The following is a 12,474-nucleotide window of genomic DNA, read 5'->3' as shown; positions in this document are numbered from 1 at the left end:
AACAGTCATGACTGACTGTCGATCAGTGTGATGCGGGCGGGATGCTCTGCTCGTACTGGAAAATGTTGTGGGGGTCGTACTTCGCTTTGATCGCGCGCAGCCGCTCGAAGTGCTGTCCACCCCAGTAGGCGGTTCCCCACTCTTGCATTCCGACGTTCGGTACGTTGACGTAGGCGCCGTTCGCGTAGGGCCGCAGCGCCTGGCTGAACTCGGCGGTCCAGGCCTGGGCCTGCGAGGTCAGCGGGTCGCTGGCGCCTGGTTGTGTGGAACGAGTCCCCCAAGCTGCGCCGATCTCACCGTAGAAAAGAGCGTCGCGATGCGCGAACGCCGTGCCGCCAGGGGGTTCCGTCTTGATCGCCCCACCGAAGGCATCGACGAAGTAGTTGCTGTCCTCTGTGGGAGCGTTCCTCATGAAGTCGCCGATGATGTCGATCGCCTCCTTCGGGAACGGCTCTTTGACGAACTGCGAGAAGAACTTCCAGTTCGCGGGCTCTTGCGGGAGCGGGACCTGGGCTCCCGCGAAAATATCGCCCCAGTTACCGACCTGCACCGTGACATCGGGGCTACCGACCGACAGGATCGCGGCCAGCATCTCTGTGGCCTGTGCCGCCGCCCCCTCCACGAGCCACGCGGACAGCAGGATCTGGGACTTGTGGACCTCGAGCTCGGATCCCAGACGGCTGTCGGCGGACGGTACCGTACGCTGCCACGCCTCGAAGACCCCGTACAGGTCCCCGAGTCCATCCCACGTCGCCTGCACATAGGCGAGATGCTCGAGCGGATACACCTTGTAGGTGAGTTGGGTGACGATCCCGAAGTTGCCGTTGCCCGCGCCGCGAAGCGCCCAGAGCAGGTCCGAGTGGTGCTGCGAGTCCGCGTTGATCACCTCGGCGCAGTCGTCACCCGACGCGACGACGACCTCGGCCGCCATCAGGCTGTCGCAAGCCATGCCGAGCCAGCGGTTGAGTGGCCCGAGTCCACCGCCGAGCGTCGCACCGCACACGCTTACGCTGCCCTCGCTTCCGGTTGTGATCGCGAAATTCTGCTTCGCGAGCGTCGTCACCGCTTCCAGCTGGTTCAGCCCGGCGCCGACCGTCGCGATACGAGCGCCAGGGTCGATCCGGACCGACTTCAGCCGGCTGACGTCGATCACGATGCCGTTGTCGACGTTCGACCAGCCCTCGAGGGCGTGGCGGCCGCTGCGTACCCGCAACGCGACGTTGTGCTGCCGCGCCCACGTCAGGGCGTTCACCACGTCCTGGGTGTCCTGCGCGAAGACGATGACCAGCGGATAGTGCGAAAAGAGCTGATCCCAGCCGAGTCGGGCCTCCGTGTACGACACGTCACCGGGTCGGACGATGTGGCCGGTCAGCGTCGCGGGCGGGCATCCCGGGCTTTTTTCGGGGACGCTCGCGTCCGCGATATCCGGCGTGTCTGCGCCTGTGAGGCCCGAAACAACGACTGCTCCTACGCCGACGGCCGTCGACGTCCTGAGCAGGTCACGGCGAGAAAGATCACTCAAGGCCAAGTCCTCTCGATCGGCTACGCCAATACCGGGCTCCCCATGGAACTCTTACCCGCCAACCGCCGGGCAGTCCTTCGTTCTCGATTTCCGAACGGTAACGGGTGACGTGGCGGTGCGTTCCGACCCGCCAATCGAGGACGATCACAACCGCCCGAAGGCGTGACTCAGTAAGATTCGGACTACGGCCGTGTCGGTTACGCGCGTCCCTTTGGCGTGTTACTCAGCGTCCAGAGACAGAGCTGCCCGACAGGCGTGGCTCATTAGGCTGGCTGGGTGGAGTTCACAACGGATTTCGAGCGTGGTGGGTGGCTGCTGGCGCGCGTCGGCGAACACGGGGTCGGCGGCGTCGCTGGTACCGGCTTCGAGGCTTATGCGCGGATCCTGCACCCGGTCGAGGCGACCCGCCGCGATGTCACGGTCACCGACGAGTGGGGTAGTCCCGAGATCGTGGAGGAGGCGAAGTGGCCGTGGGCCGAGGTCGCCGTGCGCAACGGCAGAGTGATGCATCCGCTGGTGCAGTGGCGCAACCTCACCGACGACGAGGACGAAGCGGCGATGTCGTTCGATGACGGCTGGAAAGTCGGCCAGACCGTCGAGGGGTGGTTCGACCCGAGTCTGCTGGCCGCGCTCACCGTCCACCTTCGCGCAGCCACCGAGGCACCGGAAGAGGTGACGGCTGGAGTGTGGAATGGATTCGGCGAGCTGAACACATCCTCGGGTGCGGTGTTCGTCGCGTCCACCGACGGCGATCCGCAGAACCTCGAGCGCGAGCGAGCTCGAATCGACGCCGAGCTGGCAGCGTCTGTCGCGCCACAGGTCAGACGAGCGGTCCGGACAGGGCCTTTCCTGCGGTGGCCGGGACGCGACTTCATGCTGTTCGACACCAGTCTCTCCGAACTCGCCGACCCCAGCTGGGTGCATGCGGCGGGCCTGGGATGGACGACCGACTTCCCCGGAGTGACGCCCCAGCTGCTCTGGCCCGCCGACCACGCATGGGTCGTGGCCAGCGAGATCGACTTCGACTCCACGATCGTGGCCGGCTCACGGGCTCTGATCGACGCGGTTGTGGCCGACGATCGTTTCGAGGCCTTCGAGGTCGCCGAGAATTCGGATCTGAGCTGGTACGGCGACACAATTAACTCCGCGCCGAAGGACTGAGATGTCGGCGAGAGCTCGACCAGGGCGTGCAGCCGAGGGGGTTGGGCCTGGCGGGTGGTGTCGGCCAGCCAGCCGCCAGACCCAACACCTCCAGTCTGGAGAACATCCGTTCTCAGACGCGGAGAATTTGCAGGAGTTTGCGGGTTCAAAAGAGTTCACAGCTTTTCGACGCCGATTTTTCGGGCAGTCCCAGGGAGTAGGCCCGGTCTGCGATCCCAGGCTGCGAGTGCTCTTGCTGGGACGGGCGGGACTCCGACCTTGGCCGCACATGCGATGCCGCAGCGTCGGATCGAACTCTCTTGTGCCGCGAACACATTCGAACTGTGATTCCCAATGCCGCGACCAGCTCGCCAATCGCAAACGGATTCGTCCTGGCCCTCATCATCGAGTGGCTCGAATCATTGGGGGACACAAGCTGGTCGTGGCGGCCGACTGCCGACGCCGGACCTCGTCGACTGACCTGTAGTCGCCGAGACCGCCTGCCGGAATCGACCGCCACGCCCTGTCCCGTTGGAGCGCTTTCGCGCTGTACCGGATCGGAGCTCGCGTGCCACCGAGTGCGGGGCACGGGCATCAGTTCATGCGGAGGTGGGGTTGAACTCGGCGGTGACGCGGTCCACGAAGTTCTTGGCTTCGGGGCTGTCGTGGTCGGTGGGCAGCTCCACGGGCTGTCCGTTGAGCGGGACGGTCGCCGGCCGATGGTTCGCCAGTACCTTTCCGGCACCGTCGCCGAGCGGTAGACCGGCCAAGGCCAAGACGCGGTTCATCACGGCGTCGGTGCCGACCGGCGGGAGGGCTACGACGCCCTGCGGCCACTGCACGCCTCCGATTTCGAAGAACTCATGGTAGCCGCCTATGTGCTGGTACCCGACCTGCGCAAAGTACAAATCGTCCGGCGTCGAGCCTTGCGTTTGATTTATCTTATTGTTGAACGTGCCGTGGAATACGCCGCTGGCGGGGTCGAAGTGTGCGTATTGGCCTGATACGGATGCCTGTATCTCGAGCACCTCTAACAGAACCTGCATACCACCGGGAGCAGGCTGGTTGTTCTTGGAGTAGAGAGCCTTGGCGCCATCGATGTCGGGCGGGTTCCACATGTGCGGGACGATGTCGAGGTCGTTGGCGTAGCGCCGTACTCGTTGCAGGCGTTGGGTGGTGTAGTTGACGAATTCCTGGTTGCAGAAACTCGGTCCGGCGGTCGAGAGCACGCTGATCCTGGCTTTTTCGGAATTGTCCCAAAGCCATTGGGTGTCGCGCAGGAACAGCGCCAGCGTGAGTGACAGGGCACCGCCGAGGCTGTGGCCGGTGACGGTCAGGTCGATCGCCTTGTCGCCGAGCGAACTCAGGAACTCGGGCAACGTGTGGCCGGCGCCGGGACGCTGGCCTGAGGGTTTGATATTGAGGAGGGTTTTCACCCCGATAGCAGTGCCGATCGTGTGCCAGGCGGCATTATTCGCGAACCACGGCGTCTGGAGAATGAAGGAGTCCTCGACGAGCCAGTCGAACACCAGTGCGTCGGTGCTGCCGGCCATCGCGATCACGTACCGGGAGCGATCCTCTGTGCTTCGCGCCATGTACAGGGCGTTGACCGCGTACAAGTCGGTGTCGAACAGCGCGACTCCCGGACCCCAGACGATCTCCCACCCTCCGATGACGTCCCGGTTGGTGTCGAGATACTGCTGGATCTTCTGAGAGAGGGTGTCCTCCAGGTCGCCGTCTTCTTTGCTGATGCTGTTGACCAGATTCGCGTACTCGCACAGCTGGTATGTGATCTTGTCTTGCAGAGACGGCTCATTGATCGTCGTGGATTGTGCAGTCATGTACCGCTCCTTACCGTATGAGTTTCATCCGAAACAGAGAGGAGAAAGCGGTGACGCGAATTCACACGCTAAGTCGGGACAGAACATCCCGAACCGGTAGCTGTGTATAGGAGTCTAGACGATCCACCACACCTGCGGGCGAATAATCTGCCTGTCCGCGACCTGACGTCGTCGCCCGCGGACGGTCGGTAAACCTCCCGGCTGCGCGCCGAGAGGGTTTACCGATTATTGTAAATTTCAACTCAGCCGCAGACCCACAGGGCATCGGCCTTGTTGTCACCGTCGGCGGGCACATTGCCCTTGCTGTTGTCGGGGACCGAGACGAGCAGTTGCCACTCCTGACCGGTCCAGTTGTAGACGCCGACCGTCTTCCCGGTGCGGTTCCAGTACGAGCTCAGACGATCTCCATTTCCTTCGTTGCCGATGTCGTGCAGCAGGCAGTTGCTGTCGACCTGCACGAACATGCCGGTGCCGTTGCGGTGGTCGTAGCCGCAGAACAGTCCGCCCGGGCAGTCGTAAGCCGCCGACGCCGGTGCCGGCGCGAGGGCCGCGCCGTATCCAGCGACCGCGAGGGTAGCCGCCGCCGCGACGCTGAGACGACGAAACAATGTGAGTGAGAACATGATTGACCCTTCGAAGCCGATGGGATCGAGTATCGGTGCGGCGGAAATGCGCCGCACTCATGATGGGTGGACCGGACCGCCCGCGACTATCCACCTCGCGCGAGTTCTATCCGGGCTGCGCGGCGGGTTCGGCGCGGCGCGGCGTTTCAGGCGCGCAGCGTCACCGACGGCGGCACACCCCATCGCCGTCGGTACAGGGCTGAAAAACGGCCCAGATGCCAGAACCCCCAGTCCGCGGCCACCGCCGCGACCGTGGTCATGGTGGGGTCCGCGGCGGCCAGCGCGGTGTGCACGCCCACCAGCCGGGCTTCACGCAATCGCGCCGTCGGTGTGGTGTCGAGGTATCGCCGGAAGCCCTCTTGCAGGCTCCGCACCGAAAGTCCCACTGCCTCAGCGATGTCGGTGATGGTGAGCATTTCGTGCGCATGGTCGGTGATGAGTTGTTCGGCCAGGCGGATGGGACGCGGCGTCGACTTTCCGGGTGCGTCGTCGAGCAGGAGCTCGGTATAGCTGTTCGGCTGGGCCAGCAGGAGTTGGGACATCATCAGCTGCTCGATCTGCGGCCGCAGCCGCGAATCCAGGAACAGGCCGGGGCCTTCGGCGTCGTCCTGCAGCATGCGCAGCGATTCGAACCAGGTCCGGGCGGCGGGTGACCGCAATTGCATGGCGACGGCCATCCGCAGCGGACGATCCGGCGGCCGGCCCAGCATCCGCCGCAAATGGTCGTCCAACGCGGCACGGTCGAATCGGACGAGCAGTTGCCTGCTGCTCTCGTGCCAGTTCATGTCCAGGGGCGCGTCCGGGTCCGGAACCGAGGCCACCGCAGGGTCGGAGGCGATATCCGCGGTCCCGTTGAGCACCCGGGCCCACCCGGCCAGCGGTATCTGAACCAGGCGGAAGGTTTCGATGGGCTCGGTCCGGATCCGAACTTGAACCCCGTAATGCTTGTAGACCAGGCCGACATCGCCGTACCGGACGACATTGCAGCTGGCCTCCATGGTGGAGGCGCTCGGATCGAGCCGGTGCTCACGCAGAATGCCGCTCATCCCCGCCCGGGCCACCTCGGGGTCGGCGGTCCGAAAATAGCGATGCCTCGACAGCGGTTCTACGAACATCCCGACTGCCCTCCAAGCAGCAGGCACCGCGCGAACGGGCCTGGATCAGTGGATATCTAAGGTATTGTCCGCCGAAACCTGCGCGCACGCAGTCGGTTTCACATTCCAGGAAATCGGCGAGATCTTGGGTAGATCGACCGATGCCACCAAGATGATCGCCAGCCGGGCTCGTCGCAACGTCCAAGCCACAGATCAGCCGACGGGCCTCGGTCGTGATCATCGAGAAATCGTCCAAGCCTTCCCTGGGCGGCGATTCGAAGCGCTCCTGCGCGTCCTCAACCCGAACGTGAAGCTGACCGTAGACACCTCCGACCAGGGGTCAATGGTCCGATGGCGTGGAAGCGGCGCTGGACGGGTGGGCCCGTCTCAGGTGTGGGGATACTCGTTTCGGCGGTCCGGTCCTTCGCGGCTGAGGTGGCATCGCTTTGAGGGTTTACGGTCGCATCCCCTGGTTAGGTGACCACAACGTTCAATCGAACGTTCAAGGTTACGATCGGAGGGTGTGAACCTCCGGTCAGAGCCTCCCCTCCGGCGCAAGCAACGCACCCCAGACTTCGCGTTGACCATGGACGAGATCAGGGCAGTGACGGCTTTTGCCATGTCCTCGGCAGAGCAGGTACTTCCGCTGTTCGAGGCATGTCACCCCGATGACAGCAGACCCCGCGACGCGCTCGCCGCCGCAGCCGCGTTCGTCCACGGAGGCCGCCGCTCTCGCGCCCAGCGGGTGACGGCACCTGCCGCCCACCGTGCTGGGCGAGAAGCGGCGGCGCCCGTGCCGTTTCACGCCGCGATGGCCGCGGGCGATGCCGCCGCATCGGCGTATCTGCATCCGCTGGCGGATGCCGCTCAGGTCAACCACATCCTGCGCGCGTCTGCGCACACCATCCGAGTATTCGAGCTGCGCCCCAGCGACGAATACGGCGACTCGGTCGAGCGCATCGTCGACCTCGCGGCGCCACTGGTGATCGACGTCCTCCGTCGTTATCCGAGGATCGGCGCCGGCACGAACCGGGTCAGCCAGCTCGTGCACCAGCTCGACAACCGCCTGCGAGATGAGCGCACCCCGTCACCGCGGCACGAGCGAGGGGCGGAGCGGCGATGATCCTGCCCAAGGTCCGAGACCCCCGGATGGTGACGATCCGTCGGGGTGGCCGCCTGACCGATGCCGACCATCAGCTGCTCGCGCTGTGGGCGGCGGCATGCGCCGAGCACGTTCTCGGCCATTTCGAGCACGAACAGCCCGACGATCCACGCCCACGAGACGCCATCGCCGCCGCCAGAGCGTGGGCGCGAGGCGACATGCCGATGATGCAAGCCCGGGCAGCAGGCGGACACGCGATGGGCGCCGCCCGCCCGCTGACCGGCGCGGCCCGGTTCGCCGCCTACGCCGCCGGACAAGCCGCATGCGTTGGACACGTCGCCGAACACGACCTCGGTGCCGCCGCCTACGCGATCAAAGCCGTTCGAAGCGCGCATCCCGGCAATCCCCAGGCGGGCCGGATCGAGCGTGACTGGCAGCGAGACCAGCTCACCGACCCCATCCGCGCCCTGGTCCTCGAAGACCAGGCCCGGCGCAACAGCATCTGCTGGTCGGTCTTCTCCGACTGAGCCGCACAGCATCTCCGCCGTATCGACCGCTGTCCTGGCAGTTTCCGGTCAGGGTGATCCGGTCTTCGAAGGGACCGCGAACGCGGTGCCTGCGGGCTTCCACCTCATCTCCCATCGTGCCCGGCCACGTCCGGTGGGGTCCAGCGAGCGGGTTACCGGCCCGCCACCGCTGCAGCGCGCACCACAGGGCATCACCAGAACCACGCTTCAGATATAGGTATTCGACCTCGGTTTGGCTGATCTTGGGTACCCCGCAGACGGATTCGCAGCCGCTGATCGTTGTCCGGCCCGTCGACGATGGTCAGGTCGCCCAGGCTCAGGCCGACAGCTTCGCTGCGGCGCAGCGCGGCGGCGTAGAGCACGACGGCCAGGCGATGCCGAGATCGCGGTATGGCACCACACGGGCGCGGTGCTCGGTCGCACGCTCATCCGGCTGTCGCCGAAGACGCAATGAAGTCCGTGCTGGAATAGCTGGGGCCTGCGGCGGCCAGTTAGCCGCGCTTGCGGTTCTCGCGTACAACGACGTTGCCGTTGCCCGAGTACGTGATTTCTTCGAAGGTGGAGAATCCCAGTTCATTCAGGGCTTTTAACGCCGTGTGCGAATTGTAGTTGCGCGTCTCGCCGGAGTTGCCCGGGACGCCTGTCGCCAGTGCGATCAGCTGGAGCGGGGGCCAGAGGACACCGTTGACAAGCACGCCATAAGTGTGCGGTTTGTCCGGCGTCTGGTCACGCGTGGCAAGAAAGACTTGGTCGGCAGTGATCTCGACGCGCTCGCCACCGATCATGATCTTGGTAGGGCTGGCCATATCGGACATCATGCCATCGCACCGAACCAATGTGAGCGGTGCAAGTTGGCCTGCCGCCCACGGTGATTCGTCATGACGCGGGTACCCGGTCCTGACGAAGGCTCCGCAGGGCGAACGACGCAGCCGCCGCGCCGTAAGGGACTCGGAGGTTGGTCTGCAGCCAAGGCGGCTACTGGGACGTGATCGAGGACGGCCAAGCGTACGTGTTCTGTACCACCGACAATAGGCCCCACCATCGCTCGGAAATCATGCGTTGCTATTACTGCGACGACCGGGTACCTCGTACCACTCTTCAACTCGCGGTCGACATGCTCGACGAACAAGGGAACGGCCTGGACGTGAAACTTTGTCATCGACGCGATGAACTCAGAGATCAGCTGGGCGGCCTGCGCCTCCATCGATGACTGCTTGCAGTTCGTCGACCGTCGGCTCTCCGACCACCGTATCAGGATGGTTGACCCAGCTCGTCGTAATCCGGGCCAGGGCGTAGGACGGCCCCGCCCGAAGGTAGGCCGATTGGCTGATACCGGCGGCCCCGGCCTCCGTGTCAGGCTTCTATAGGCGCGGCCAGCGAGACTCGATACAACGAATCAGGCTGCGGCCGTGCGTTGTTGACGGTGACTTCAAGGAGTGTCGCATGCTGATTCGGGGCAGCGAATTGACCATTGACGACGTCTACGACATCGCCGTCAAGCAAGAGCCGGTGGAACTCGATGCCGATCAGCTCGCGATGGTCGATGCCACGCATCGACGGATCCAGCGATGGGGCGCCGAAGGGCATCCGATCTACGGGGTCACGACGGGGTTCGGCGAGATGGTGACGAGAAGCATCCCACCGCAGTTCGAGACGGCGCTGCAGGGCAACCTCCTGCGTACACACGCGGCCGGTGGCGGCCCGCTGTTCGAGGACACGACGGTGCGGGCCATCTCGGTCACCCGGCTCAACTGCCTGATGCGGGGCTACTCAGGGGTTCGCCCCGAGACGCTGACATTGATGGCCGACCTGCTGAACGCCGGTATCCATCCGCTGGTGCCGCAGCAGGGATCACTCGGCGCCAGTGGTGACTTGGCCCCGCTGGCGCATCTGGCGATCTCGCTCATCGGCGCCGGGCAGGTCCGCCGAAAGGGGGTGATTCACTCTGCTGCCGACGCACTGGCCGACGCCGGTCTGCAGCCGACGCGCCTGGGATACAAAGAGGGGCTTGCGCTGATCAACGGAACTTCCGCGATGACGGGCGTTGCCTCTGTTTCACTCGTCCGGGCACGTCGCCTGCTGCGGGTGGCGCTGTGGGCCTCGGCCACGTTCCTGCAGGTGATGCAGGGCTCGACCGGGGCATTTGAGCCGCGCGGTCACGAGCTGAAGAATCACGCGGGACAGTGCGAGGTGGCCGAGGTGGTCCTCGGGCTGCTCGGTGGTAGCGAACTCACCCGAGACCACGGTGAGGTGATGCAGCTCATCCAGGCGGAGGCGGCGAACTCTGGGAGGGTAACCAAGGTTCACGACTATCTCCAGGACGCGTACACCTTGCGGTGCATTCCCCAGATCGTCGGTCCCATCGTCGAGACTCTCGAATATTGTCGGCGCCTGGTGGAGGAAGAACTGAATTCGTGCAACGACAACCCGCTCATCTTCGATTCGCCCGAGACCATTTTCCACGGCGGCAACTTCCACGGCCAGTATGTCGCCATGGCATGCGATTTCCTCAATGTTGCCGTATGCGAAATCGGGGTGCTGGCCGAGCGTCAGGTGAACCGGATACTCGATCCTCACCTGAACCGTTCGTATCCCGCGTTCCTGGCCTTCGGCGACGAGGGGCTGAACTCCGGTCTGCAGGGCTCACAGTACCTGGCGACCAGCATCGCCTCGGAGAACCTGGACCTCGCGGCTCCGGCGTCAGTCAAGTCGATCCCTTCCAACGGGCAGAACCAGGACGTGGTGAGCATGGGCCTGATCGCCGCCCGGAAGTCGTGCACGCTCATCGACAACGTGTACACGATCGTCTCGGTGCTCGTCGCGGCCTGTTATCAGGCCGCGACGATGGTGGGTATCGAGAAGTTCAGTCCCGGTACCCGGGGTCTGCTCGAGCGGCTCGAACAGGCGACCCCAGCCTTCCGCGACGACGCGGGTGTCGCCTCGGAATTCCTGGCCACGGTGCGCCGGACGGTTCTCGACCCGGGCGTGGACGATCTGCTTCCGTCGTTGCCGAGTTGTGCAGGTTCCCGTCGTCTCTCCGGCTTCGCACCGGTGCAGTGACGATGTCAGAGACGGCAGGAATGCGTTCGGCATTCATTCCGGAGCACGTGCGCGCACACGCGGCGACGCGTCCCGATGCTCCGGCTGTTGGCGACCTCACCTACGGCCGCCTGGACGCCTGGACGGATCAGGTCGTCGGCACCCTGCTCGACTGGGGCGTCCGGCCCGGGGATCGAGTGGCCACCCGGCTCGGGGTCGGCCCCGAGTTCGTCGTGGTATTCCTCGCGCTGATGCGGGCCGGTGCTGTCACGGTGCCGCTGGCGGTGTCGTCGACCGGATGGGACCGCGAGGTCCTGACCGACTCGCCCCCGGGAATTGTCGTCGTCTCCGCCGACTGCCCGTCCGTGTCCACCGGGTGGGCCGCATCCGAGGATCGGCGTCCGGTCCCGCCGTTCGACCCCTCGCGCCCCGCCCAGAATGCTCTGCGGGACAACCTTATTCGGCAACCCGAGTTCGATCTGGACGCTCCCTGCTACACAGTGTTCACCTCGGGCTCGAGCGGGCGACCGAAAGCCGTCACACAGTCCCATCGGGCCTTCATCGATCTGGTCTGCTGGATGGTCCGGGAATTCCGGTTGGCGCCTCCGATGAAATGGGCCCAGTGGGCCTCGACACACTACGACGCGAGTCTCTGCGAGATCGCTGCCACGCTCGTTGCCGGCGGCACTGTCGTTCCCCTGCCGGACGAGGTCAAATACGACGCACGCCTGATCGTGAAATTTCTGGCCGAGGAGGACGTGCACGTTCTGCAAACCGTTCCGAGTTTCGCGCGCGAAATCGTCCATGCCCTCGACAACGGCAGCGCGTCGAGTGGGCTGCCGCCACTGTCGTGTCTGCTCCTGACAGGAGAACCGCTGCCGGGAAACCTGGCGGCCGCATTGCGGGCGCACCTGCCAGCCACTCGGCTGATCAATCTGTACGGGCCTACCGAGACCATCCTGGCGACGTGGATGGAGGTGCCGGAGGCGCGATGGTCCGAGACCGTGCCGGTCGGCCGCGCGATTCCCGGGTATCGCGTCTTCGTCGTCAACGGCGACGACCGACTCTGCGACAACGGCTCCGTCGGCGAAATCGTGATCTGCGCGCCGTCCCTCCCCGACGGCTACACCGCAGGCGCCGATGCGGACGGCGCTGCGAGGTTTGGCCCCTTTTCCCCGCCCGGCGCGGCGGAGTCCCTGCGGTGCTACCGCACCGGCGATCTGGGCCGATGGCGAACTGACGGCCTCCTCGAATGGTGTGGTCGCGCGGATCGCCAGATCAAACTCCGCGGGACGCGCGTGGAGCCAGCGGAGATCGAATCCGCGGCGATCGAGCATCCGGCCGTCATCGACTGCGTCGTGGTCGGAATTGCGGGCACCGATGGGCTGGTCGATTTTCTGGTCGCCTATGTCGCTGCAGGGGTGAATTCGCTGTCGGCCGAGGATATTCGCGAACACCTGCGCCGGCGACTCGACGCGGATCTCATGCCGTCGGAGTTTGTCGTGCTACCGGCATTGCCGCGCAACAGTGGGGGAAAGGTGGATCTCGCGCGCCTCCAGCGCCCGGTACATTGATCGAGGAGGCCA

Annotated in this window: 11 protein-coding genes; 5 read left to right on the top strand and 6 right to left on the bottom strand. The window is 65.1% G+C overall.

All coding sequences use genetic code 11. The features are described from left to right. Positions 1 to 22: 22 nt before the first annotated feature. Complete coding sequence (locus ACIHAX_RS16565; protein WP_397278299.1) at positions 23 to 1,528, bottom strand: FAD-binding oxidoreductase; 1,506 nt, start codon at positions 1,526 to 1,528, stop codon at positions 23 to 25. 270 nt (positions 1,529 to 1,798) lie between these two features. On the opposite strand from ACIHAX_RS16565, the gene ACIHAX_RS16560 reads away from it, so the two are divergent. Beyond that, positions 1,799 to 2,683, top strand: coding sequence for a hypothetical protein (locus ACIHAX_RS16560; RefSeq protein ID WP_397278297.1), 885 nt, complete (start codon positions 1,799 to 1,801; stop codon positions 2,681 to 2,683). 578 nt (positions 2,684 to 3,261) lie between these two features. Here ACIHAX_RS16560 and ACIHAX_RS16555 read toward each other — a convergent pair. The 3 genes from ACIHAX_RS16555 to ACIHAX_RS16545 all read right to left on the bottom strand — a co-directional run bounded on the left by ACIHAX_RS16555 (position 3,262) and on the right by ACIHAX_RS16545 (position 6,172). Further along, the gene (locus tag ACIHAX_RS16555; RefSeq protein WP_397278295.1) at positions 3,262 to 4,503 is read right to left on the bottom strand and encodes a hypothetical protein; all 1,242 of its coding nucleotides are present in this window, start codon (positions 4,501 to 4,503) and stop codon (positions 3,262 to 3,264) included. 242 nt (positions 4,504 to 4,745) lie between these two features. Next, positions 4,746 to 5,126 (bottom strand): peptidase inhibitor family I36 protein, encoded by a 381-nt coding sequence (locus ACIHAX_RS16550; RefSeq protein ID WP_364425428.1) that lies wholly within the window; start codon positions 5,124 to 5,126, stop codon positions 4,746 to 4,748. A 146-nt stretch (positions 5,127 to 5,272) separates the two neighbouring features. Then, the gene (locus ACIHAX_RS16545) at positions 5,273 to 6,172 is read right to left on the bottom strand and encodes an AraC family transcriptional regulator (protein WP_355078112.1); all 900 of its coding nucleotides are present in this window, start codon (positions 6,170 to 6,172) and stop codon (positions 5,273 to 5,275) included. 571 nt (positions 6,173 to 6,743) lie between these two features. Here ACIHAX_RS16545 and ACIHAX_RS16540 point away from each other — a divergent pair. Together ACIHAX_RS16540 and ACIHAX_RS16535 are read left to right on the top strand one after the other, a co-directional pair. Continuing rightward, positions 6,744 to 7,343, top strand: coding sequence for a putative immunity protein (locus ACIHAX_RS16540; protein ID WP_397278293.1), 600 nt, complete (start codon positions 6,744 to 6,746; stop codon positions 7,341 to 7,343). Next, positions 7,340 to 7,849, top strand: coding sequence for a putative immunity protein (locus ACIHAX_RS16535; protein ID WP_355078110.1), 510 nt, complete (start codon positions 7,340 to 7,342; stop codon positions 7,847 to 7,849). The genes ACIHAX_RS16540 and ACIHAX_RS16535 overlap by 4 nt, the downstream gene beginning before the upstream one ends. A 191-nt stretch (positions 7,850 to 8,040) precedes the next feature. Here the strand turns inward: ACIHAX_RS16535 and ACIHAX_RS16530 are convergent, their stop codons facing one another. Both ACIHAX_RS16530 and ACIHAX_RS16525 read right to left on the bottom strand, forming a co-directional pair. Continuing rightward, positions 8,041 to 8,211: a hypothetical protein gene (locus ACIHAX_RS16530; RefSeq protein WP_397278425.1), complete on the bottom strand. Its 171-nt coding sequence runs from the start codon at positions 8,209 to 8,211 to the stop codon at positions 8,041 to 8,043. A 129-nt stretch (positions 8,212 to 8,340) separates the two neighbouring features. Then, positions 8,341 to 8,655, bottom strand: coding sequence for a hypothetical protein (locus ACIHAX_RS16525; protein WP_397278291.1), 315 nt, complete (start codon positions 8,653 to 8,655; stop codon positions 8,341 to 8,343). Between the two features lie 637 nt (positions 8,656 to 9,292). On the opposite strand from ACIHAX_RS16525, the gene cmdF reads away from it, so the two are divergent. Together cmdF and ACIHAX_RS16515 are read left to right on the top strand one after the other, a co-directional pair. Continuing rightward, positions 9,293 to 10,909 carry a tyrosine 2,3-aminomutase gene (gene cmdF, locus ACIHAX_RS16520; protein WP_355078108.1) on the top strand — a complete coding sequence of 539 codons (1,617 nt, stop codon included), beginning with the start codon at positions 9,293 to 9,295 and terminating at the stop codon, positions 10,907 to 10,909. Between the two features lie 2 nt (positions 10,910 to 10,911). Continuing rightward, positions 10,912 to 12,462, top strand: coding sequence for an amino acid adenylation domain-containing protein (locus ACIHAX_RS16515; protein WP_397278289.1), 1,551 nt, complete (start codon positions 10,912 to 10,914; stop codon positions 12,460 to 12,462). Positions 12,463 to 12,474: the final 12 nt, after the last annotated feature.

This window comes from Nocardia sp. NPDC051929 (genome assembly GCF_044548645.1).
GTDB classification, from domain to species: Bacteria; Actinomycetota; Actinomycetes; order Mycobacteriales; family Mycobacteriaceae; genus Nocardia; species Nocardia sichangensis.
Note: the sequence above shows the minus strand (reverse complement) of the source record. Positions and strands in the feature narration are given on the sequence as shown.

Coding starts and splice junctions, on each gene's coding strand:
- ACIHAX_RS16555 (WP_397278295.1), bottom strand. CDS start 4,503: ATGACTGCACAATCCACGACGATCAATGAGCCGTCTCTGCAAGACAAG.
- ACIHAX_RS16550 (WP_364425428.1), bottom strand. CDS start 5,126: ATGTTCTCACTCACATTGTTTCGTCGTCTCAGCGTCGCGGCGGCGGCT.
- ACIHAX_RS16545 (WP_355078112.1), bottom strand. CDS start 6,172: ATGAGCGGCATTCTGCGTGAGCACCGGCTCGATCCGAGCGCCTCCACC.
- ACIHAX_RS16535 (WP_355078110.1), top strand. CDS start 7,340: ATGATCCTGCCCAAGGTCCGAGACCCCCGGATGGTGACGATCCGTCGG.
- ACIHAX_RS16525 (WP_397278291.1), bottom strand. CDS start 8,655: ATGGCCAGCCCTACCAAGATCATGATCGGTGGCGAGCGCGTCGAGATC.
- cmdF (WP_355078108.1), top strand. CDS start 9,293: ATGCTGATTCGGGGCAGCGAATTGACCATTGACGACGTCTACGACATC.
- ACIHAX_RS16515 (WP_397278289.1), top strand. CDS start 10,912: ATGTCAGAGACGGCAGGAATGCGTTCGGCATTCATTCCGGAGCACGTG.